Here is a 21,468-nt window from a genome sequence, read left to right as displayed (position 1 = left end):
GGCTGTGCGGCACCGGGCCGGCCCGCACCGGATGCCGATGGGTTATCGGACAACGTCGAACCCCTCCCCGGTGAGCGCCACGAACCGGTCTTCGAGGCTGGTGTTCTGCACCTCGAAGCCGCGCACCCGCACCCCGGCCGCCACGAGCGCGGCCACCAGCACCTCGGGTGCGGCGGCGAGCTGCCCCGGCGCGGACGAGTTGCCCGGTTGCGGCGGGGCAACTCGTCCGGAGGAGGGCACCTCGAGGGACGCGCTCACCCAGGGGTCGGTGGAGCGCGCGTCGCCGCGATCGCCCGGCGTGGGCTCCGGCGCGGCCGACAGGCCGGCATCGGCCAGCACGCGGATGGCGGCGGCGGCATCCGGGGTGCGCACCCGCACCCGGGACTCGCCGGCCCGCAGGGCGTCGAGGGTGCCCTGGGCCACGAGCCGGCCCGCGCTCATGATGGCGGCGTGGGTGCACACGTGCTCCACCTCGGCGAGCAGATGGCTGGAGACGAACACCGTGGTGCCCTCGTCGGCGAGTGAGCGCACCAGGGCCCGCACCTCGCGGGTGCCCTGCGGGTCGAGGCCGTTGGTGGGTTCGTCGAGCACGAGCAGGCGGCGCGGCATCAGCAGGGCGTTGGCGATGCCCAGGCGCTGCTTCATGCCGAGCGAGTACGCGGAGACTTTCTTGCCGGCCGCATTCGTGAGCCCCACCCGATCGAGCGCCCGGGCGACCCTGGTGCGGCGGGTTCCACTGGGAGCGGCCCGGTCGGCGCTGTCGAGCCGGCGCAGGTTGGCGGCACCGGAGAGGAAGGGGTAGAACGCCGGGCCCTCGACCAGGGCGCCCACCTGCGGCAGCACCCGGCTCAGCCGGCCCGGCATGGGTTCGCCGAGCAGGCTGACCTCGCCGCTGGTGGCGGCTGCGAGCCCGAGCATCACCCGGATGCTGGTGGTCTTGCCCGACCCGTTCGGGCCGAGGAAGCCGAAGACCGACCCCAGCGGCACGGCGAGATCGATGGCGTCGACCGCGGTCTGCTGACCGAATCGTTTGGTGAGCGCGCGAGTCTCGATGGCCAGGTCGCCGACACCGGCGCCGGCTGTCGTTCCTACCGCGCTCACTCCTGGGCGGCGGCGGCCTGCAGCCGCTCCACCGGAACCGACCCGGCGAAGACCCGGCCGTCGTCGGTGATCAGCACGCTCACCAGGGTGGTGCTGAGGGCCCGGCCACCGTCGACGGCGTCGGTGAGCTGGGTGTACAGCGGCGAGGCGGTGAGCTCGGCGAGCTGGTCGGCGTCTTCGCCGGCGGGTACGGCGAGCACGGCGTCCCAGCCGGAGCCGATCACGGTGGCACCGCTCTGGTCTGTCTCCGCGTGCGCGGCGTCATCCTTGGTCGGCAGGGTCTCCTCCGACACGGTGGCCCCGGCCGGCGGGGCGAAGGAGAACAGGTCGGCGGCAGGGGCCTCGAGGCTGAGCGAGGTGAAAGCCACACTGACCGCCGGCTCATCGGCATCCCGAGCCTCGACCTGCACCCGCAGCGGCAGCCCGGTTTCGGCGTCGACCGCGATCGAGACCGAGCCCACCAGGGTGTCGTCGGTGTTCGGGGTGAGCACGAGTTCGTAGGCGCTGCGGCCGGCCACCTGGGTGTTCTCGGCCAGGCTGACGATGGTGCTCGGGGTCACGTCGGCGAGGAACTTGTCGGCCAGCTCGCCCGGCGTGTAGCTCTCACCGGTGTCGCCGGTCGCGCCGGCGTCTGCGGGCAGGGTCACGTGCGTGGCGGTGTTGTCGGCCGAGTCGTAGACCCACACGTCGGAGCCGTTGCGGATCAGGTTGCGCTCCGACATGGTGTCCTGCACCTGCACCCGGCTCTGGTCGTCGCCGTTCTGGTAGACCCGCACGGTGTGGCTGCCGGTGAGCAGGTCGAGCGCGTCGGCGAATTCAGCGGTGGCGGCATCCCCGGTGCTGGGCACCTCGGGCAGGCCGAGTTCGGAGGACTGCTCGAGAGTGCCGGAGAATGTGTCGACGGTGCTGCCGGCGGCGAGTTCGAGCACGCCCTGGGGCGTCTTCTCGGGCAGGTCGACCGCGGCGCCGGCCTGCAGCGGCACGGCGAGTACCCCCGCCACGATCACGGCGGGCACCGCTACGGCGGGCATCCACTTCAGCCAGGGTCGGGACATGACGAGCAACCTCCGTTGTCACTGTGGCGCGCTTCTACCTCAGACCCTACGCTTCGAGGCTGGAAATTCCACCGGATTGTGGGCGGTCGCTCAGCTACACCAGCGGTGCAGCGCAGGAGGCGTCGACCGTCGCCGCCACCCAGCCGTCGCCCTGGGGGCTGACGCTTACGATCGCGCAGTTCGGGAACCCGGCGGTGGCCCGGTGCCCGGGGATGAGGGCCCGCAGCAGGGTGCCGAGCACGGCGCCATGGGTGACCACGACGATGTCGCCGGCGTCCTGCTGGAGTGCCAGGTTCGCGGCCGCGACGACCGTGGCCAGCGCCACCGTCATGCGAGCGTTCACGGCGGCCGCGTTCTCCGCCCTACCGACCGGGTCAAGGCGGTGGATGGCGTCGAGCACGCTGTCGAACCCGTTCGCGGTCATAGCGCCGAACGCCGCCGATCCGGGCGAGTAAACGGTGCCGTGTTCGGCGAACACCGGATCCCAGAGCGAGGCGTTGGGCTGGCCCTCCCAGCCGCCGAAGTGCCACTCGCGCAGTTCCGTCATCGGAGTGGGCACGAGCTGCGGATGCCCGGCGAGCGCACCGGCCATGGTGGTGCGGGTGCGGGTGAGGTCGCTCATGAACGCCGCGGCCAGCGGTACGTCGCGCATCCACTCGCCGAGCGCGGCCACCTGCGCCTCACCGCGGGCGGTCAGCGGGGAATCGCACCAGCCCTGCAGTTGGCCGTTGACGTTGAAGAGGGTTTCGGCGTGCCGGACGAAGTGGATGCGCCCGCTCATGCGGCATCCGGGTCGGTGGTGTTGGTGGTGAAGCGCTGGGCCATAGGGGGATGGTGCCTTTCGGTGGTCTGATTACTCGGGCGCGGCGCGCGCGATGTGCAGGGCGAGGAAGGCAACCTCCTCGTTGGGCAGCGCCGCGCCGTGCTCGGCCAGCACGAACGCGCGCACGCGTTCGGCCGAGGCCACGGCGCGGGGGTAGCGTTCGCTGAGGCTGGAGAAGAGGAAGTCGTCGGCGCTCTCCAACAGCCGCCCGGCGAAGAAGCGCTCGGAGAAGTACTGCAGGTGGGCGACGAACCGGGCGGAATGCAGGTCGTCGCGGTTCACCTGCACCGGGCTGGTGTGCTGGATGATCGTGGTGATCGCCCGGATCAACTCGACGATCCGCATCGAATCGACCCCGGCCTTGCCGACCTCGGCGTTGGCGAGGTGGAAGGCGACGTTCGCGGCCTCGTCGGCGGGCAGGTCTACGCCGAGACGTTCGCGCAGCGCCACGACGGCGCGCTCGCCCACGGCGTAGTGCGTCGGGTAGACCGTGCGCATCTCCCAGGCCAGCCGGTTGACCACCTGCAGCCCGCGGCGTTGGCGTTCGACCGCGAAGTGCAGGTGATCGGTGAGCGCGAGATAGATGTGCGGATCGAGGTGCAGCCCGTGCGCATCGGCGTCCGCCACGATCGCCCGGGTGAGGTCCACGAACTCCGCCGGGATCTGCGCGAGCAGTTCCACCAGATTGCGCTGGTCGGCATCGGCGAGTGCCACGAACACCTGGTCGACGGCCGAGCCGGGGATCTCGGAACCGGCTTTCGCCCCGAAACCGATTCCCCGGCCCAGCAGCACCCTCTCGACGCCACGCTCGTCGACGACGAGCACAACTGACGAGTTGAGCACTTTCTTGATGGTCTGCATACTTGTCTCCGTCGACGTGGTGAGCAGTGGAACGATGAAGCTCAGCTCAGGTCGGCGCCGTTCGTGGCGATCACTTTCTGGTACCAGAAGAAGGAATCCTTCCGGAATCTATCCATGCTGCCATGTCCGAGGTCGTCCATATCGACGTAGATGAAGCCGTAGCGCTTCGAAATCTGCGAGCTTGACGCGCTGATCAGGTCAATCGGTGCCCAGCTGACATAGCCCATCAGTTCCACGCCCTCATCGACGGCCTGGATCATCTGTTCGAAGTGCGCGCGGAAGTAGTCGATCCGGTATGGGTCGTGGATCTGGCCGTCGTCGGTGAGGTCGTCGCGCATGCCGAGGCCGTTCTCCACGATGAACAGCGGCTTGCCGTACCGGTCGTAGAGGTCGATCAGCGAGATCCGGAGACCTACCGGGTCGATCTGCCAGCCCCACTCGCTGGAGTCCAGGAACGGGTTCTTCACGCCGAGCACGGTGTTGCCGGGGGTGCGCTCGGCATCCGGGCGCACCGATTCGGTCATCGACATGTAGTAGCTGAACGAGATGAAGTCCACCGGATGCTCGGCCAGCAGTTCGGCGTCGCCGTCGACGAACGGGATGCTCACGCCGCGCTGCTCGAGCGCGGTCAACGCCAGCCGCGGGTACGCGCCGCCGGCCTGAACGTCGGTGCAGAGGTAGAGCATCCGGTCCTTGGCCTGGGTGGCCGCGACGTCGTCGGGGTGGCAGGTGTTGGGATAGGTGGTGAGCATGGTGAGCATGCACCCCATCTGCGCGCCCGGCGAGATCTCACGCAGCATCTTCGTCACGGATGCCGACGCCACGAACTGGTGGTGCAGCGCCGTGTAGCAGGCCTGCTCGAGGTTGCCCTCGACGGTCTCTTCGATGATGCCGCCCGAGGTGAACGGGTGGCGGATGATGCCGTCGATCTCGTTGAACGTGAGCCACATGTCCACCAGGTCACCGAACTCGGTGAAGCAGGTGCGGGCGAAGCGCTCGAACAATTCGATCATGCGGCGGTCGACCCAGCCGTTGTGCTTGAGCGCCAGGGCCATCGGCGGGTCGTAGTGCGACAGGGTCACGAGCGGCTCGATGTTCAGCCGCCGCATCTCGGTGAACAGCGCCTTGTAATGGGCGATTCCCTCCGCCAGCGGCTCGAGCTCTTCTCCGGTGGGGTACAACCGGGTCCACGCGATCGAGACGCGCAGGGTGGTGAAACCCATCTCGGCGAAGAGGGCCAGGTCTTCGGGGTAGCGGTGGTAGAAGTCGATGCCACGACGCTTGGGGTAGAACTGCACGTCGTCATCCGCGAGGGCGGCGGTGATGCTGGCGACGGTGTTCTGGTGGTGGAGCGCGTACTCCTTGGGGTCGGCCTTGGGCTTGTAGGTCGACACGTCGGACACCGCGGGTCCGCGGCCTCCCTCGCGCCAGGCGCCCTCGACCTGATTGGCGGCGACGGCGCCGCCCCAGCGGAATCCCTTAGGCAGTACCATTGGCGTTCTCCTTAATTTTTTCGTTGACGTTCAAAAGTGCGTCTCCCGCGGTCACACTGCCGGAGCCGACGATCTCCACGGTGTAGTCGGCCGAGTTGACGACCAACACCGGGGTGATGGTGTCAAAGCCCGCGGCGGTGATCGCGGCCAGGTCGGCCTCGATCAGCAACTGGCCGGCCTCGACGCGGTCGTTGATGGCGACGTGGGTGGTGAAGGGTGCCCCGGCCAGCTGCACGGTGTCGATACCGATGTGCACCAGGACCTCGACGCCGTCGTCACCGCGGATGCCGATGGCGTGCTTCGAGTCGAGCAGGGCCGTGACCACACCATCGATGGGTGCCAGGACGAGTCCGTCGGTGGGCCGGATGGCGACACCTTGGCCGAGGATGCCGGAGGAGAACACCGCGTCGTTCACCTCGGTGAGCGCGACGACCTCACCGGACAGCGGGCTGACCAGGTTGGCGCTCTGAACGGCGGCGGTCTTGAGGTCGCCGAGGGCGCGCACCGAGCCGGAGACGTCGTCCCGCCAGAGGATGAGTGAGAGCGTGAAGGACACGGCCACCGCGATGACGAGGCCGATCACCGCGTTGAGAAGGTTCCACGGGTTCAGGGCGTCGATGTACATCGAGATGCTGGCCAGGCCCGGACCGACGACGGCGAAGGCTGACACCTGGGTGAGACCGAGGTAAGCGCCGGCCGTCATGCTGCCGGTGACGACGGCGATCAGGGCGCGGCGGTTCTGCAGGGTGACGCCGTACAGGGCCGGTTCGGTGATGCCGAAGAGGGCGGAGACACCACCGGAGATGGCGGTGGCGCGCAGCGCAGGGCTTTTGGTGCGGAGGGCCACACCGAAGCTGGAGCCGGCCTCGCTGAGGTTGTGGGCGAGGGAGGCGACCAGGTAGAAAGCTTCCTTGCCCGTGGCGCCCATCGTGGCGATGGTCGGCGGGATGAAGGCCTTGTGCATGCCCACGGAGATGATCAACGGCAGCACGCCGGCAAGCAGCATGATCGCAACCCAGCCGAACGAGCTGTACAGGCCGGTCATGGCACTGGTCAACAGGGTTCCGAGCCAATAGCCGAGGGGGCCGAGCAGGAAGATCGTGGCGGGGGCGACGATGATCAGGCACATCAGCGGCACGAAGAAAACCCGGATGGGCCCCCAGGTGATCTTGGTGAAGAAGCGCTCGACAACCGAGAGCAGCAACACCGCGAGGATGGCTGGGAAGACCTGAGCGTTGTAGGCAACGACGGGCACCGGGATACCGAAGAGGGCGACGCCGCCCTCCTGGGTGGCGAGAGCGGTGAAGGCGGGGAAGACGAGCACGCCGACCAGGCCGAGGGCCAGGGGGCGGTTCACGTTGAGCTTCTTGGCGCTGGTGTACGCCACCAGCAGCGGGAGGAAGCCGAAGACGGCGTCGGGGATGGCCGAGAGCAGCTTGAAGTTGTCGCTGGCCGGGTCCATCCAGCCCATGGCGGAGGCGAGCACGAGCAGCGACTTGAAGATTCCGGCGCCGGCGATAGCGGGGATGATCGGCGTGAAGACGCTGACGACGAAGTCCATGATGGTGCCACCGAAGCGCTTCCAGCTGAACGGGCGCTTCTCGGTAAGGGCGGCGGCCTGGTTTCCGCCACGCAGCTTCTCCACTGCGGCATACATCTCGGCGACGCCGCTGCCCACGATGACCTGGGTCTGGGACGAACCCTTGACGACGCCGATCACGCCGGGCACTGCCTTGAGGGCGGCTTCGTCGGCCTTACTGTCGTCTGCGAGTGAGAAGCGCAGGCGGGTCGAGCAGTGGTGCAGATTCGAGATGTTGCCGGCGCCGCCGACGTGCTCGAGAATCGCTTTCGCACTCTCCTGGGTTGTCATGGGTCCTCCGTTGGAAACCGATGGCATGCGCACACGCTTCAATGCGTTCCCGGCTCGTTCGGGCACAAAAAAAGGACCCAACGTCCCGCTTCAAAAGCGTTTCGTCGGATCCTGCCTGCACGACCAGTCACATGTCCGCCACAAAGATAACACGCGTTCCACGTGAGCCGTGACACCCGGTCAACGCGGTCCCTGGCCACCGACCTCTCAGCCGATGAGCAGGCGCTCGGCGATCGCCCGTGCGGATCGGGTGTGCCAGTTCCGGCCCGTGTCTTCGCGGCTCCAGATCAGGGACAGCCCGCACCAGGCGATCGTCCACTCGCGAAGCACCGACGGAGTGAGTGCCGCCAGCCGGCTGATGGTGCCCAGACGCTCCTCGAGGTGATCGAGCGCGGCCGCCTCTGTGGGGTTGCAGAGGATGTTGGCGAGGTCGAAGGCGCGGTGGCCGATCAGGCCCTTCGGGTCGATGGCCGCCCAGCGGTCGCCGAAGTCGAGCACGTTGCCGTGATGGATGTCGCCGTGCAGCACCGTCACAGCCGCCGGCGCCGTGGTGGTCAGCAGCCGCTCGGCCAGGAGGGCGGCACGCTGCAGGAGCGGATCGGCGGTGTCGGCCACCAGCAGGTCGTGGAACCAGTCCCGGAGGGGCACGAGATCGACCCCGTCGTGCGGTGCCGGCGCCGGGTGGTCATGCAGGGCCAGCGCGGCCTGCACGAGGATTTCAGTGGCGGCCGCGTCCCGCCCGGTCGCGGCCATGACCGCGAGGTCGCGCGGGCCGGTGGCCCGCACCATCAGGATGGCGCGGTCCTCGCGTTGCAGCACCGTCGCGGCGCCCCGGCCGCCCCACCAGTCCAGCAGCGCGCCGCCCCGGACCTCCTCGTCGACCAGAGCGATTTTCAGCATCACCGGGAGGTCCTGCCGAACGCCCGCGATGAGCTCGCTCGACGGCGTGAGCTGAGGCGGGCCGGAGGGCGTCACGCCCCACGCGGCCATCAGCCGGTGCATCTCGGGCGACGACTCCTGCATCCGCTCAGGCTATCCCCCTCCCACCCGCTGATCGAGCCTGCACCGTCGATCGAGCCCCATCCGCTGATTGATCCCCCCACCACTGATCGAGCCTGTCGAGATCCCCCAAGCCGTCCTCCAGGCGCACACCGCCGCTGATCGAGCCTGTCGAGATCCCGCAAGAACGACGACCGTCGCGACCGGAACGACGCCGGGCACGAGATGCAGACCAGGTCACCAGGTCTCGACAAGCTCGACCAACGAGGCGTGAACTTCCGCAGGCTGGGTCACCAGGTCTCGACAAGCTCGACCAGCGGAAAGGGGGCTCGACTGAGGAAAGGGGCCTCGACCGGTGGGAGGCCCCAGGGCTCGGTGTGGGCACGTAGCGCGACCTCACGCCCATCCGCGAACCGTGAGCAAAGCACCCAAAAGTCGAAAATTCTGGGGCTCAGCTCACGGTTCGCGAGCCGGGAACGCCCGAAGCTGGGAGTACCGGGCGTGGGGTCTTTGGTCACTACGACCGCCGAAGTGATGCGGCGACGCTGGAATCATGAACCGTTCACGAACCCTCGTTGGCCTCGGCGCCGCCCTCCTGCTCCTGTCCCTCACCGCCTGCACCGGCGGAGGCGGGTCGGCAGCCGACTCGACCGGCACCGGCGCATCCGCCGGACTGGGTGCGAAGGCCGACGCCATGCTCGCGAGCTACGACATCGAGGCTCCGGCCACCGCGCCCGACCTGATCGAGCAGCTGCAGGCGCAGCCGCTCGCGGACCGCCCCGACGGGCTGATGGCCTCCGTGCGGGTCGGCGAGCTGCTTCTCTCCAGCGGGAACGACGAGATCAGTCTCGCCCTGCCCGAGGACGAGTTCCATCTCTCCATCGCCCCGTACCTCACCGACACCCACGAGTGCTTCTACCACTCGCTCACCACCTGCGTCGGTGAGCTCGGCGACGAGGATTTCCACGTGACCATCACCGATGACGCGAGTGCGAAGGTGCTCTTCGACGACGAGGTCACCACCTACGACAACGGGTTCTTCGACGTGACGCTGCCGGCAGGCCTGGACATCACCGTGCTCATCGACGACGGCGAGAACACGGCTGAGCTGGCCCTGGGCACCCGCGCCGAAGACCCCACCTGCGTCACAACCGCAGAGCTGCACCCCCGCGAGCTGTGACCTGAGCACCTGAAGTTCGGGATTTTCGGGGCTTAGGTCACGGCTCGCGAACTGGGTTCTGGCCGCGGAGGGCCGGCGCCACCGCCAGCATTTGGGCGCGCAGGGCGTCCACCACGGCCGCGATCACCGGCTGGCGTTGGGCCTCGGGCCGCAGCACCATCCAGTAGGGCAGCTCCTCGGCGAACTCGGCCGGTAGCAGCCGCACCAGGTCGTCGTGCCGGTCGGCCATGAAGCAGGGCAGCAGGCCGATGCCGCCGCCCACCCGGGTGGCCTCGATCTGCACGAACACGTTGGTGGAGCTCAGCGACCCGCGCATGGTCGGCACCAGCCGGCGGGGCGCATCCAGGTCGTCCACCTGCAACATCGAGTCCACGAAGTAGACCAGCGGATGCTCGACCAGCTCGGCCACGCTGGCGGGCGTGCCGTTGCGCTCCAGGTACTCCCGCGAGGCGTACATGCCCAGGGTGTACCGGCCCAGCTCGAACGCCTCCGCCCGGTGCGCCTGCGGGCGGCCGACCACCACCTCGATGTCGAGTCCGGAACGGTGCTGCAGCGCCTGCCGGGTCACGGTGACGATCTCCACCCGCAGCAGCGGATGCTTTCGTTGCAACCTCGCCACCGCCGGGGCGGCGATGAACGCGCTGAAGCCATCCGTGGCCGACAGCCGAACGACACCTGACAGTTCCCGGGGCGCATCGGCCGCGCCGCCCAGCAGGTCCAGCGCTGCCTCCACGTTCTCGGCAGCGCGCACCGCCCGGGTGCCCAGGTCGGTGAGTGCCCAGCCACCCGCGCTGCGGGAGAGCACCCGCCCGCCCAGCGCGGTTTCGAGCGCCGAGATGCGGCGGGAGATGGTGGTGTGGTTGAGGCCGAGCGACTCCGCCGCGGTGGTGAAACGGCCGGTGCGCGCGACCGCGAGCAGCACCAGCAGGTCGTCGGGATTGGCGGGCGCGCCGGCGGGCGAATCTGACATATCTGCAATTATGCACATCGGGAGTGGTTAAGTGGTCATTGCCGCAGGATTCTCCGCGAGGAATACTCAGGGGAGCCGTTCACCGTCCGCACATCGCGAGCCGGCCGGCACGCCTTCCCCCATCCAGTGTCAATGCCGATACTCAAGGAGACCCCCATGAGCGCGAATTCGCGTGTCACCACCGCCACCAGCGGCCCATCCCACACCACAGAGACCTCGGGCCTGAAGAAGATCGTGGCCGCCTCGATGGTGGGAACCGTCGTCGAGTGGTACGAATTCTTCCTCTATGCCACGGCCGCGAGCCTGGTCTTCGCCACGGTCTTCTTCCCGAACGCCGGCAGCCAGCTCGACGGCATCATCGCCGCGTTCCTCACCTACGCGGTGGGCTTCATCGCCCGGCCGCTCGGCGGGATCGTCTTCGGCCAGATCGGCGACAAGCTCGGTCGCAAGCACACTCTGCAGGTCACGATCATCCTGGTCGGTGTCGCCACCTTCCTGATGGGTTGCCTGCCCGGCTTCGACACCATCGGCTACTGGGCGCCCGCCCTGCTCGTGGCACTGCGGTTCATCCAGGGCTTCGCCGTCGGCGGCGAGTGGGGCGGCGCCGTGCTGCTCGTGGCCGAGCACAGCCCGAACCAGTCCCGTGGTTTCTGGTCCAGCTGGCCCCAGTCGGCGGTTCCGGTGGGCAACCTGCTCGCCACCCTCGTTCTCCTGACCATGTCGTGGACCCTGCCCGCCGACCAGTTCCTCAGCTGGGGCTGGCGCGTGGCGTTCTGGCTGTCCGCCATCATCGTCGTGGTCGGCTACTACATCCGCACCCACGTCAGCGAGGCGCCGATCTTCCTCGAGGCCCGCGCCCAGGTCGAGGCCGAGAAGGCCATCAGCTACGGCGTGATGGAGGTCGTGCGCAAGTACCCGAAGGGCATCCTCGGTGCCATGGGCCTGCGCTTCGCGGAGAACATCCTGTACTACATCATCGTGAGCTTCTCCATCGTCTACCTGGTCACGGTGTGGGAGTACAACACCAGCAGCCTGCTTCTGGCCCTGCTGATCGCCCACGTCGTGCACTTCCTGGTGATCCCGCAGGTCGGCCGGCTCTCCGACCGCGTCGGCCGCAAGCCCGTCTACTTCGCCGGCGCCGTCCTCGGCTCCACCTGGGCGTTCTTCGCCTTCCCGATGTTCGACACCCAGAACCCGGCACTGATCGTGTTGGCCATCACCATCGGCCTGTGCTTCCACGCCCTGATGTACGCCGGCCAGCCCGCCATCATGGCCGAGATGTTCCCCACACGGATGCGCTACTCCGGCGTGTCCCTCGGCTACCAGGTCACCTCGATCCTGGCCGGATCGCTGGCCCCGATCATCGCCACGGCACTGCTGAAGGAATTCGACTCCTGGATTCCGGTGGCCCTCTACGTGGCCGCCGCCTGCGTCGTCACCCTGGTTGCCGTGGTGACCCTCAAGGAGACCCGCGGCATCTCCCTCCGCGAGATCGACGCGGTGGATGCCCGCAAGCACGGCCTCACCCCCGCCGGAACGCTCTGATGTTGACCGACCTCTCCGGCCAGACGGCCCTCGTGACCGGCGGTGCCGGCGGCATCGGCGCGGCCTGCGCTGCCGCCCTGGCCGCCCAAGGCGCGCACGTGATCGTCGCCGACCGCGACGCCGAAGCCGCCGAACGGGTGGCCGGGGAGGTGCGCGGGGAGGCCTGGGTCGTGGACCTGCTCGACACCGCGCCGCTGGAAAAGCTGGCCCTCTCGGCAGACATCCTGGTGAACAACGCCGGCTACCAGACCATCAGCCCGCTCGAGGCCTTCGACCCGGCCGAGTTCCGCCGCATGCTGACCCTCATGCTCGAGGTGCCGTTCCTCTTGATCCGGGCCGCCCTGCCACACATGTACGCCACCGGGCACGGACGCATCATCAACATCTCCTCGGTGCACGGGCTGCGCGCCTCGCCGTTCAAATCGGCCTATGTGACCGCCAAGCACGGTCTCGAAGGCCTGTCGAAGGTGACCGCGCTCGAGGGCGGCGACCACGGGGTGACCAGCAACTGCGTGAACCCCGGCTACGTGCGCACCCCGCTGCTGGAAAGCCAGATCGCGGCACAGGCCGAGGCGCACGGCATCCCCTCCGACGAGGTCATGCATGGGGTGATCCTGGCGAAGAACGCCATCAAACGACTCGTCGAACCCGACGAGGTCGCCGCCCTGGTGGCCTTCCTCGCCTCCCGCGAAGCGGCCATGGTCACCGGCTCCTCGTACGTGATGGACGGCGGCTGGACCGCCTGACCTGCCGGCCCATCCGTCCCCCGATTCTTGCTCGACCCGCCCCCACCTGTTCCACCAGCGGAGGAGATTCCGATGACCACCCTGCACCTCACTGCCGCCGAAGCCCTGGCCGGCACCCTCACCGATGGCTGCGTGCTCGCGGTCGGCGGCTTCGGCCTCAGCGGCATCCCCGCCGACCTGATCGAGGCCGTGCGTGACTCCGGCGTCACCGGCCTCACCGTGGTGTCGAACAACATGGGCATCGACGGCCTCGGTCTCGGCCTGCTGCTCGAAGCCGGCCAGGTGCGCAAGGTGATCGCCTCCTACGTGGGCGAGAACAAGCTCTTCGCCGAGCAGCTCCTCGATGGCCGCCTGGAGGTGGAGTTCAGCCCCCAGGGCACCCTCGCCGAGCGTCTGCGGGCCGGCGGGTCCGGCATCCCCGCCTTTTATACCAAGACCGGGGTGGGCACCCTGGTTGCTGATGGCAAACCGCACGCCGACTTCGACGGCCAACGCTACGTGCAGGAGCGCGCCATCGTCGCCGATGTTGCCCTGGTGCGCGCGCACACCGCCGACACCGCCGGCAACCTCACCTATCGCTACACCGCCCGCAACTTCAACCCGGTGGTCGCGACCGCCGGGCGGCTCACCATCGCCGAGGCCGAACACATCGTGCTGGCTGGCGAGCTCGACCCCAATCACGTGGTCACCCCCGGCGTATTCGTGCAGAGGCTCGTGCCCGCCACCAGCCGCGAGAAGCCGATCGAGCAGCGCACCGTGCGCCAGCGCGACACCGTCAGCAGCACTTTCAGCACCGAAGGAGCCCTCCGATGAGTTGGACCCGCGACGAGATGGCCGCGATCGCGGCCACCGAACTGGCCGACGGCGACTACGTGAACCTCGGTATCGGCATCCCCACCCTGGTGGCCAACAACCTGCCGGATGGCGTGCAGGTCACCCTGCAGAGCGAGAACGGCCTGCTGGGCATGGGGCCGTTCCCCCTTGACGGCGAGGAGGACGCCGACCTGATCAATGCCGGCAAGCAGACCGTGACGGTGCTGCCCGGCGGGTCGGTGTTCGACTCCGCGCTCTCGTTCGGCATGATCCGCGGCGGGCACGTCAAGGTCGCCATCCTCGGTGCCATGCAGGTCTCCGGGTCGGGCGACCTGGCCAACTGGACCATCCCCGGCAAGATGGTGAAGGGCATGGGCGGCGCCATGGACCTCGTCGCAGGCACGCCGCGGGTCGTGGTGCTCACCGAGCACGTCGCCCGCGACGGCTCGGCCAAGATCGTCGCCGAGTGCACCCTGCCATTGACCGGCGTGGCCGTGGTCGACCGCATAATCTCCGACCTCGCGGTCTTCGACGTCACGGATGCCGGCCTGCTGCTCACCCGACTCGCTCCCGGCGTCACCGTGGAGCAGTTGCGTGACTGCACCGAGGCCGCGTTCACGGTGGCCGCCCCGACCGAGGCCGTCGCATGAGCCTCTCCGAGGAATTCGGCACCGACGTGCTGCTCACCGGCTGGGGGCACAGCCGGTTCGGCAAGCTCACCGACGACACCCTCGAATCCCTGATCGTGCAGGTCACCCGCGAGGCCATCGCCGGCGCCGGCATCGACGCCGCCGAGATCGACGAGGTCTACCTCGGCCAGTTCAACTCGGCGCTGGTGCCACTGGCCTTCCCGGCGTCGCTGGTGCTGCAGGCCGACCCGGTGCTGGCCAACGTGCCGGCCACTCGGGTGGAGAACGCCTGCGCGTCCGGCTCGGCCGCCCTCCAGCAGGGTGTGAAGTCGCTGCTGGCCGGCACCGCCAAGACCGTCCTCGTGATCGGCGCAGAGAAGATGACCCACGCCTCGGCCGACCAGGTCGGCGAGGCGCTGCTCGGCGCGGACTACGACCTGGCCGGCACACCATCCAGTACCGGGTTCGCCGGCCTGTTCGCGGTCGTCGCCGACGCCTATGCCCAGAGGTACGGCGCGATCGGTGACGTGCTCGGCTCTATCGCCGCAAAGAACCACCGCAACGGCGTCGCCAATCCATATGCGCAGCTCCGCCGGGACCTCGGCGAGGAGTTCTGCCAGACCGTCTCGGAGAAGAACCCGATCGTGGCCGGGCAGCTGCGCCGCACCGACTGCTCCCCCGTCTCCGACGGCGCGGCCGCGGTGATCCTCAGCACGGATGCCCGTCGTGGCTCCGGTGCGGCCACCGACCCGGTGCGCCTGGCCGGGTTCGGCCAGGCCAACGACTTCCTCCCGGCAGCCCGGCGCGACCCCACCGCGTTCGCGGCCACCCGGGTGTCGTTCGAGCGGGCGCTGGCGATGGCCGGGGTGGGCCTGGCCGACGTGGACTTCGCCGAGTTGCACGACTGCTTCACCATCGCCGAGCTGGTGCTCTATGAGGCGATGGGCCTCACCGAGCCGGGGCAGGGCCGCCGCGCCATCGAGGAGGGCTGGGTGCAGCCCGGCGGCCGGCTGCCGGTGAACCTGTCGGGCGGGCTGAAAGCCAAGGGGCATCCGGTGGGCGCTACCGGGGTCTCGCAGCATGTGGTCGCGGCCATGCAGCTCACCGGCACGGCCGGCGACATGCAACTGCCCGGAGCCCGGCGCGCGCTGGTGCAGAACATGGGCGGCGTGGGCGTGGCCAACTACGTCAGCATCCTCGAGGCCGTCTAAACCCAAACTGTTCCCGAAACGGACTTTTGCGCCCGGCGTGCCGGACGCAGAAGTCCGCGTGGGCAACAGTTGCGCCGCCGGAGGGCGGGTTGAGGGAACAGCGGGTCAGATCAGGCCGTGGCGGTGGAACGCGTTCCAGACGCCGTCGTCGAGCACCGCGGTGGTGACCTCGTCGGCGTGCGCCTTGACCACATCCGTGGCGTTGCCCATGGCGATGCCGACGCCGCAGACCTGCAACATCTCGATGTCGTTGGTGCTGTCGCCGATGCCGATGGCGGATGCCGCGTCGATGCCGAGCAGATCGAGCAGCTGCAGGATGGTCGTGCCCTTGTTCACCCCGCCGAGTGTGACCTCGCCGCTGCCCCGGCCCATGTGCGGAATCGTGCCGGTGATCACGTGGAAGTCGTCGCTGAGGGCCTCGGACACCCGGTCGTACGCGGTGAGATCACCGGCGAGGAATACCGACTTGGCGATACCGGTGTAGCTGAGCGGGCGCACATTGGCGAACGCCTTCAGCGCGGGGTGTTCGCGACCGTCGGTGACGGAATCCAGATCGGTGCGGGTCTCGCCCCGGCGCTCCTGGTCGTCTTGCAGGTAGCTCGCGAACCGGCCGCGCACGCCTGGGCTGGGGTACAGCTCGGCGAACGCCTGCAGGTAGAAGTCGTAGCCCGACTCCTCGTAGAAGCCGACCATGCGAGCCACGGCCTCTTCGGGCATCGTGCGGGCGATCACCAGGTCGTCGCCGATCTCGGCGAACCCGCCGCCGGCGCTGATGGCGCCGTCGAAGCCGATGTCGCGGATCTTGGGGTAGATCTCCACCGACGCCCGCCCGGTGCTCAGGTACACCAGGTGCCCGTTGGCCCGAGCGGTTTGCACCGCCTCGATGGTGGACGGGGCGATCACCTCGCCCGCATCGATGATGGTGCCGTCGACGTCAAGGAACGCGATGCGCTGGGCGGTCATGTAGTGCTCCAAACGAGGCGGTCTCCGGGACTGGACGACGTCCCGGAGACCACCCAAGGGGTTAATGCGTATACATCGACGCTAGCGGGTGAGGCTGGCACCGTTCGACGAGATGACCTCGGCGTACCAGCCGAAGGACTTCTTCTTGTACCGGTCCAGGGTGCCGGTGCCATCGTCGTTGCGGTCGACGTAGATGAAGCCGTAACGCTTGCTCAGCTGTGCGGTGCTGGCGCTGACCAGGTCGATGCAGCCCCACGGCGTGTATCCCATGACCTCGACGCCGTCGTCGATGGCTTCGCCAACCTGCACGAGGTGGTCGTTGAGGTAGGTGATGCGGTAGTCATCGAGCACGGTCTTCTGGCCGTCGACCTCAACGAGCTTGTCCTTCGCGCCGAGGCCGTTCTCCACAATGAAGAGCGGCTTCTGCCAGCGGTCCCAGAACTGGTTCAGCACCACGCGCAGGCCCACCGGGTCGATCTGCCAGCCCCATTCGGATGCCTGCAGCGTCGGGTTGGAGACTCCGCCCATGATGTTGCCCTCGCCGATGACGCGCTTCGACTCATCAGCGGTCTCGGCGATGCTCATGTAGTAGCTGAACGAGACGAAGTCGACGGTGTACTCCTTGAGCAGCGCCCGGTCCTCGTCGGTGATCGCGAGCTCGACGCCCTGGTCGCGCAGGCTCCTGAGGTAGTACCCCGGGTACTCGCCGCGCACGTGGATGTCGCCGAAGGCGAGGTTGGTGCGCTCGGTGGTGAGCGACGCCATCACATCGTCGGGGTCGGGCGTGAGCGGGTAGGTGGGCATCGCCAGCACCATGCAGCCGACCTGGGCGTTCGGGGCGAGCTCACGCGCAGCCTTGGTGGCGAGGGCGCTGGCGACCAGCTCGTTGTGAATGGCCTGGTAGAGGTCGGTCTTTGAGAGCTGGTCCTTGGGGGTGTTGATGCCGCCGGACATCAGCGGCGCGTGCAGCACCGAGTTGATCTCGTTGAAGGTGAGCCAGTACTTGACCCGGCTGCCGAAACGCGCGAACAGCACGCGGGCGTAGCGCTCGTAGAAACCGATCAGGTCGCGGTTGACCCAGCCGTCGTACGTTTCGGTGAGGTGGAGCGGGGTCTCGTAGTGCGACATCGTGACAAGTGGTTCGATGCCGTACTTCTCGCACTCGTCGATAACGCGGTCGTAGAACGCGAGGCCCTCTTCGTTGGGCTCGGTCTCGTCGCCGAGCGGGAAGATGCGGCTCCAGGCGATGGAGAAGCGGAAGGTCTTGAAGCCCATCTCGGCGAACAGGGCGATGTCTTCGGCGTAACGGTGGTAGAAGTCGATGGCCACCTGCTTGAGGTTGTCATCCGTGGGGCCCTCGGTTCGCGGGGTGGTGATGCCCTTCGGCATGACGTCCTGAATGGAGAGGCCCTTGCCGCCCTCGTTGTAGGCGCCCTCGATCTGGTTGGCGGCGGTGGCGCCGCCCCAGAGGAAGTCGGCGGGGAAGATTGATGAATTCGTCATGCGTGTACTCCTTTATTACGCACCGCGGTTGTGCCGCAGTGCAGAGGGTGGAGGAGCGGGCGTGCCGCCCCTCCACCGGGACTGCTGGGATGTGCTTAGGCGAGGGCCAATTCTTCTTCTTCAGCGATGGCGAGGAAGAGGTTGTCTCCGTGTGCGACCGGGCCCGCTGAGGGCGAGCCGATGGTCGGGTACTTCTTCGGGTTGGTGATGATGACCGGGGTCGTCACGTCGTAGCCGGCCGCGGTGATCGCAGCGATGTCGAACTCCACCAGGAGGTCGCCGGCCTTGACCTGCTGGCCCTTTTCGACCTTCAGCGAGAAGTGCTTGCCGGCGAGCTTGACGGTGTCGATACCGATGTGGATGAGCGCTTCAGCGCCGTCGGCGTGCTTGAGGCCGATGGCGTGACCGGTGGGGAACGCGGCGATCACGGTGGCGTCGAACGGAGCGTAGAGGGCACCGACGCGGGGCACGATCGCCACGCCCTGGCCCAGGGCGCCACCGGCGAAGACCGCGTCGGGAACCTCGGTCAGCGGCACGGCGGTGCCGTCCAGCGGGCTGAGCACCTGCAGGTCGGTGCTGTCGATCGGGGCCGCGGTCTCGGCGACCGGGTCCTTGAAGCCGACGATGACTGTGAGCAGGAACGGCACGATGATGGCGACAGCGAGGCCGAGCCACAGCATGACCATGTTGCCCTGGCTGAGCAGAGCGGGCAGGGCAAGACCAGACGGCAGCACGAAGGCGTTCGCCGCGATGCCGCCGGCGGAGATCAGGCCACCACCGATGACACCACCGATGACGCCGTACACGAACGGGCGCTTCAGCGGCAGGTTCACACCGTAGATGGCGGGTTCGGTGACACCGGCGAGGAAGCCGGACAGTGCGGCGGGGGCGGCGAGGGACTTGAGGTTCTTGTCTTTGGTGCGCACCCAGACGCCGGTGACGGCCGCGGCCTGCGCCAGGACGGCGGCGAACAGCGGTGCGACGAGGTAGATCAGGCCGCCGGTCTGGAGTTCGGCGGTCATCAGCGGCACGAAGCCCCAGTGCAGTCCGAAGATCACGAAGACCTGCCAGAGGCCACCCATGATGGCGCCTCCGAGCCACGGCACAACGTCGAAGATCCAGCCGATGCCGTTGGCGAGGCCGCCGCTGATCAGGTTGGACAGCGGGCCGATGGCCAGGAAGACCAGCGGAACGAGGATGAGCACCAGGAGCATCGGGGTGACGAAGCGACGGATGGCCGAGGGGAGCTTGGCGTAGAGGAACCGCTCAGCGTGGCTCTGCAGCCAGACCACCACGATGATCGGAATGACGCTCGAGACATAGCTGACCATCGTGACCGGGATGCCGAAGAAGGTGATGTCCGGCACACCGTTGAGCGCCACGATCGAGGGGTAGACGAGGGCGCCGGCGATGGCGAGGGAGGTGAACTGCTGCGCGTTGAAGTACTTCGCCGCGGTGATCGCGAGTGCGAGCGGCAGGAAGTTGATGAACGCGTCGGAGAGGGCGTTCAGGATCACGTAGGTAGTGGTCGTGTTGTCGAGCCAGCCGAAGGTGACCGCCGCGGCGAGGAACGCCTTGAGCAGGCCGGTACCGGCCAGTGCCCAGAGCAGCGGGGTGAAGATCGCGGAGATCATCGCGATGAAACGGTTGAGCAGGTTGCCCTTCGGGGCATCCGAGGCCGACTTCTCGTTCGACGCGGGGCCGGCGAGCTTGGAGATCTTGGCGATCTCGGCGAACACCTCTGGCACCTCGTTGCCGATGACGACCTGGTACTGGCCGCCCGCCTCGGCGGTGGCGATGACGCCGGGCGTGGCCTTGACGGCTGCCTTGTTGACCTTGGCGTCATCCTTGATGACGAACCGGAGGCGCGTCGCGCAGTGCACGAGGGACTGAACGTTCTCCTCGCCGCCTACGCCCGTGAGAACCGCAGCAGCGGTCTTGGAGTAATCCATCGGTGGTTCACCTTTCGCCGCGGCATCGCGGCTTCCGTTTCACGAAAAGAAGCGCTGCACGGGTTTTTGGGCAAAAAAAAGACCTGAATCCGTTCACCGCTGTCGGCGGTGGGAATTCAGGTTTTGCCCGCTTGCGCGGTAACAATCCGTGAGTGCTTCGCAGGTCGTCCTCGCCCTGCGTCGATCACGATAGCACACGCTTATGCGGTGCCGCCATCCACAACTTGGTTGGCCAGCCGCTCGACGTGCACGATCACGTAGAGCAGTTCTTCGTCGGTGAGTTCAGACCCCGTGGCGGCATTGACGTAAGACTTGACGTCGGCCGCGATCGCGTAGGAGCGCGGATAGCTCAGTTTGGCGAACTCGAAGAACGACGTGTCGGAGCCGCGCAGCATCGACTTGGCGACCAATCGCTGCAGCAGGAACTGCACATGCAGGATGAACCGGGCGTAGTCCGGGCTGGCCGGATCCAGCTGAACCCCGAGCCCACTTTCCACCGTCGTGACGACGTGCTGCACCCGTCGAAAGAGCAGCGCTGCCGTGCCGTTGGGTTCATCCCGGGTGGCGTTCAACAGATGCATCGTGAGGAATACGGCTTCTTCCTCGGGCAGGGTGGTGTCCAGGCTGCGGCTGACCGACAGGGCCATCGCGGTCGCCGCGGCAAACTCCTGCGGGTGTAGCACCCGAAGCTCGGGCATTGTCGTGGTGGGAATACGGATGCCCTGTTCCATGCGCTCCAGGACATATTGCACGTGGTCGATGACCGCGATGAGGAACCTGCGCCCGAGACTGCGGCCCAGTGCGCGTTCGGCTTCGTCCACGGCGCGGTTGACGGCTTCGATCACCGGGTAAGGCACGGAGGCGAGCAACTGGCGGGCGTGGTCCGCTTCGCTGCCCTGATCCAGGATGAACGTCTTCTCGACCTTGGCCGGGTCGATGGTGTCGGTGGGCTGCAGCTTGAAGCCCAGACCGCGGCCCATGAGCACGCGCTCCTGACCGGACTGATCGATGGAAATGACGACGTTGTTGTTGAGTACCTTGTGCGCAATCACGCCCGCCGCGCGCGCCACATCGCTATCCGTCGCCATAGGGGGCAGTGTACAGGCTCGGGTAGCGCGGTTGCTGGCCGATTTCGCCCGGCCGACCCCGTCCAACTGCGGCCGCTTCGGACTTCTGCGGCCGGTGCGCCGGGCGCACTTGTCCGCACGGGGAACAGGTGCGGGCTCGGGTCGGGTCAGCCGGCCACGTCGTGCAGGTGGTGCACCGGATCGTGGATGAAGTACTGGGCCAGGGTCGTGACGGTGAACCTGGCGCCGTCGCTGCGGCGGCCGGTACGCCCCCGGTCAACCCGCGGCACGGCGGCGAACGCGTCGGCGACGGACACCCCGGCCGCGGCCAACTCAGTCGCCACGGTGGCCGGGTCCTGCTCGTTGTAGCGCTCGGCGGCCGCGGTGGCGTCCTGGTCCCAGTTGGCGAACAGGGGGTCGTCCTCGCGCAGCATCAGGCCCAGCCGGGTGTTGAAGATCCGGAACACGTCTCGTACGTGCGCGCCGTATTCCAGTGCGGACCAGGTGTTCTCATCGGGTCGCACGGAAACATCCGCTCGGGCGAGAACCGGCGCCCAGGCTGCGGCATTCCGTCGGACCAGGTCGGGAACATCGTCGTAGACCACGTCGGCGGAGGAGAAACCGCATTCCGTGCACGGGCGCTCGAGCACCCAGGTCCAGTCTTTGGTGTCGGGTGTGATCGGCATG

Annotated in this window: 19 protein-coding genes; 6 read left to right on the top strand and 13 right to left on the bottom strand. The window is 67.9% G+C overall.

The features are described 5' to 3' along the window. Positions 1-42 precede the first annotated feature (42 nt). The 7 genes from CTB96_RS05220 to CTB96_RS05190 form a co-directional block, all read right to left on the bottom strand. Positions 43-1,101, bottom strand: a complete 1,059-nt coding sequence (locus CTB96_RS05220) for an ABC transporter ATP-binding protein (RefSeq protein ID WP_248283223.1) — start codon at positions 1,099-1,101, stop codon at positions 43-45. Continuing rightward, the gene (locus CTB96_RS05215; protein ID WP_181397142.1) at positions 1,098-2,156 is read right to left on the bottom strand and encodes a LolA family protein; all 1,059 of its coding nucleotides are present in this window, start codon (positions 2,154-2,156) and stop codon (positions 1,098-1,100) included. The genes CTB96_RS05220 and CTB96_RS05215 overlap by 4 nt, the downstream gene beginning before the upstream one ends. A 94-nt stretch (positions 2,157-2,250) precedes the next feature. Continuing rightward, the gene (locus tag CTB96_RS05210) at positions 2,251-2,937 is read right to left on the bottom strand and encodes a histidine phosphatase family protein (RefSeq protein ID WP_110125799.1); all 687 of its coding nucleotides are present in this window, start codon (positions 2,935-2,937) and stop codon (positions 2,251-2,253) included. A 72-nt stretch (positions 2,938-3,009) separates the two neighbouring features. Beyond that, positions 3,010-3,840 (bottom strand): PRD domain-containing protein, encoded by an 831-nt coding sequence (locus CTB96_RS05205; protein ID WP_110125798.1) that lies wholly within the window; start codon positions 3,838-3,840, stop codon positions 3,010-3,012. A 41-nt stretch (positions 3,841-3,881) separates the two neighbouring features. Next, positions 3,882-5,333 carry a family 1 glycosylhydrolase gene (locus CTB96_RS05200; RefSeq protein WP_110125797.1) on the bottom strand — a complete coding sequence of 484 codons (1,452 nt, stop codon included), beginning with the start codon at positions 5,331-5,333 and terminating at the stop codon, positions 3,882-3,884. Further along, complete coding sequence (locus CTB96_RS05195; RefSeq protein WP_110125796.1) at positions 5,320-7,203, bottom strand: beta-glucoside-specific PTS transporter subunit IIABC; 1,884 nt, start codon at positions 7,201-7,203, stop codon at positions 5,320-5,322. The genes CTB96_RS05200 and CTB96_RS05195 overlap by 14 nt, the downstream gene beginning before the upstream one ends. Positions 7,204-7,410: 207 nt before the next feature. Beyond that, positions 7,411-8,226 carry an aminoglycoside phosphotransferase family protein gene (locus tag CTB96_RS05190; protein ID WP_110125795.1) on the bottom strand — a complete coding sequence of 272 codons (816 nt, stop codon included), beginning with the start codon at positions 8,224-8,226 and terminating at the stop codon, positions 7,411-7,413. A 529-nt stretch (positions 8,227-8,755) separates the two neighbouring features. Between CTB96_RS05190 and CTB96_RS05185 the strand changes: the two genes are divergently transcribed. Continuing rightward, a complete protein-coding gene (locus CTB96_RS05185; RefSeq protein ID WP_110125794.1) occupies positions 8,756-9,382 on the top strand; it encodes a CueP family metal-binding protein in 627 nt (208 codons plus the stop codon). A gap of 37 nt (positions 9,383-9,419) precedes the next feature. Here the strand turns inward: CTB96_RS05185 and CTB96_RS05180 are convergent, their stop codons facing one another. After that, complete coding sequence (locus CTB96_RS05180; RefSeq protein WP_248283222.1) at positions 9,420-10,352, bottom strand: LysR family transcriptional regulator; 933 nt, start codon at positions 10,350-10,352, stop codon at positions 9,420-9,422. 156 nt (positions 10,353-10,508) lie between these two features. On the opposite strand from CTB96_RS05180, the gene CTB96_RS05175 reads away from it, so the two are divergent. The 5 genes from CTB96_RS05175 (at position 10,509) to CTB96_RS05155 (ending at position 15,296) form a co-directional block, all read left to right on the top strand. After that, entirely contained in the window at positions 10,509-11,897 is a 1,389-nt protein-coding gene (locus tag CTB96_RS05175) for an MFS transporter (RefSeq protein ID WP_110125792.1), read from the top strand. Beyond that, positions 11,897-12,643 carry a 3-hydroxybutyrate dehydrogenase gene (locus CTB96_RS05170; protein WP_181397141.1) on the top strand — a complete coding sequence of 249 codons (747 nt, stop codon included), beginning with the start codon at positions 11,897-11,899 and terminating at the stop codon, positions 12,641-12,643. The genes CTB96_RS05175 and CTB96_RS05170 overlap by 1 nt, the downstream gene beginning before the upstream one ends. A 72-nt stretch (positions 12,644-12,715) precedes the next feature. Then, the gene (locus tag CTB96_RS05165) at positions 12,716-13,456 is read left to right on the top strand and encodes a CoA transferase subunit A (RefSeq protein WP_110125791.1); all 741 of its coding nucleotides are present in this window, start codon (positions 12,716-12,718) and stop codon (positions 13,454-13,456) included. After that, positions 13,453-14,106, top strand: a complete 654-nt coding sequence (locus CTB96_RS05160; protein WP_110125790.1) for a CoA transferase subunit B — start codon at positions 13,453-13,455, stop codon at positions 14,104-14,106. Before CTB96_RS05165 ends, CTB96_RS05160 begins: the two co-directional genes overlap by 4 nt. After that, positions 14,103-15,296 (top strand): acetyl-CoA acetyltransferase, encoded by a 1,194-nt coding sequence (locus CTB96_RS05155; RefSeq protein WP_110125789.1) that lies wholly within the window; start codon positions 14,103-14,105, stop codon positions 15,294-15,296. Before CTB96_RS05160 ends, CTB96_RS05155 begins: the two co-directional genes overlap by 4 nt. A 105-nt stretch (positions 15,297-15,401) precedes the next feature. On the opposite strand, the gene CTB96_RS05150 is transcribed toward CTB96_RS05155, so the two are convergent. From CTB96_RS05150 to CTB96_RS05130, 5 genes are all read right to left on the bottom strand, one after another. After that, on the bottom strand, positions 15,402-16,259 hold the full coding sequence (locus tag CTB96_RS05150; RefSeq protein ID WP_110125788.1) for a Cof-type HAD-IIB family hydrolase: 858 nt from the start codon (positions 16,257-16,259) through the stop codon (positions 15,402-15,404). Between the two features lie 81 nt (positions 16,260-16,340). Beyond that, positions 16,341-17,762 carry a glycoside hydrolase family 1 protein gene (locus CTB96_RS05145; protein ID WP_110125787.1) on the bottom strand — a complete coding sequence of 474 codons (1,422 nt, stop codon included), beginning with the start codon at positions 17,760-17,762 and terminating at the stop codon, positions 16,341-16,343. Between the two features lie 95 nt (positions 17,763-17,857). Continuing rightward, positions 17,858-19,714: a beta-glucoside-specific PTS transporter subunit IIABC gene (locus CTB96_RS05140; RefSeq protein WP_110125786.1), complete on the bottom strand. Its 1,857-nt coding sequence runs from the start codon at positions 19,712-19,714 to the stop codon at positions 17,858-17,860. A 200-nt stretch (positions 19,715-19,914) separates the two neighbouring features. Next, positions 19,915-20,784, bottom strand: a complete 870-nt coding sequence (locus CTB96_RS05135; RefSeq protein WP_248283221.1) for a PRD domain-containing protein — start codon at positions 20,782-20,784, stop codon at positions 19,915-19,917. A gap of 164 nt (positions 20,785-20,948) precedes the next feature. Beyond that, positions 20,949-21,467, bottom strand: a complete 519-nt coding sequence (locus CTB96_RS05130) for a DinB family protein (RefSeq protein WP_110125784.1) — start codon at positions 21,465-21,467, stop codon at positions 20,949-20,951. Position 21,468: the final 1 nt, after the last annotated feature.

Source organism: Cryobacterium arcticum (assembly GCF_003185895.1).
GTDB lineage: Bacteria > Actinomycetota > Actinomycetes > Actinomycetales > Microbacteriaceae > Cryobacterium > Cryobacterium arcticum.
Note: the sequence above shows the minus strand (reverse complement) of the source record. Positions and strands in the feature narration are given on the sequence as shown.

Coding starts and splice junctions, on each gene's coding strand:
- CTB96_RS05215 (WP_181397142.1), bottom strand. CDS start 2,156: ATGTCCCGACCCTGGCTGAAGTGGATGCCCGCCGTAGCGGTGCCCGCC.
- CTB96_RS05210 (WP_110125799.1), bottom strand. CDS start 2,937: ATGAGCGGGCGCATCCACTTCGTCCGGCACGCCGAAACCCTCTTCAAC.
- CTB96_RS05205 (WP_110125798.1), bottom strand. CDS start 3,840: ATGCAGACCATCAAGAAAGTGCTCAACTCGTCAGTTGTGCTCGTCGTC.
- CTB96_RS05200 (WP_110125797.1), bottom strand. CDS start 5,333: ATGGTACTGCCTAAGGGATTCCGCTGGGGCGGCGCCGTCGCCGCCAAT.
- CTB96_RS05195 (WP_110125796.1), bottom strand. CDS start 7,203: ATGACAACCCAGGAGAGTGCGAAAGCGATTCTCGAGCACGTCGGCGGC.
- CTB96_RS05190 (WP_110125795.1), bottom strand. CDS start 8,226: ATGCAGGAGTCGTCGCCCGAGATGCACCGGCTGATGGCCGCGTGGGGC.
- CTB96_RS05185 (WP_110125794.1), top strand. CDS start 8,756: ATGAACCGTTCACGAACCCTCGTTGGCCTCGGCGCCGCCCTCCTGCTC.
- CTB96_RS05180 (WP_248283222.1), bottom strand. CDS start 10,352: ATGTCAGATTCGCCCGCCGGCGCGCCCGCCAATCCCGACGACCTGCTG.
- CTB96_RS05175 (WP_110125792.1), top strand. CDS start 10,509: ATGAGCGCGAATTCGCGTGTCACCACCGCCACCAGCGGCCCATCCCAC.
- CTB96_RS05170 (WP_181397141.1), top strand. CDS start 11,897: ATGTTGACCGACCTCTCCGGCCAGACGGCCCTCGTGACCGGCGGTGCC.
- CTB96_RS05165 (WP_110125791.1), top strand. CDS start 12,716: ATGACCACCCTGCACCTCACTGCCGCCGAAGCCCTGGCCGGCACCCTC.
- CTB96_RS05160 (WP_110125790.1), top strand. CDS start 13,453: ATGAGTTGGACCCGCGACGAGATGGCCGCGATCGCGGCCACCGAACTG.
- CTB96_RS05155 (WP_110125789.1), top strand. CDS start 14,103: ATGAGCCTCTCCGAGGAATTCGGCACCGACGTGCTGCTCACCGGCTGG.
- CTB96_RS05150 (WP_110125788.1), bottom strand. CDS start 16,259: ATGACCGCCCAGCGCATCGCGTTCCTTGACGTCGACGGCACCATCATC.
- CTB96_RS05145 (WP_110125787.1), bottom strand. CDS start 17,762: ATGACGAATTCATCAATCTTCCCCGCCGACTTCCTCTGGGGCGGCGCC.
- CTB96_RS05140 (WP_110125786.1), bottom strand. CDS start 19,714: ATGGATTACTCCAAGACCGCTGCTGCGGTTCTCACGGGCGTAGGCGGC.
- CTB96_RS05130 (WP_110125784.1), bottom strand. CDS start 21,467: ATGCCGATCACACCCGACACCAAAGACTGGACCTGGGTGCTCGAGCGC.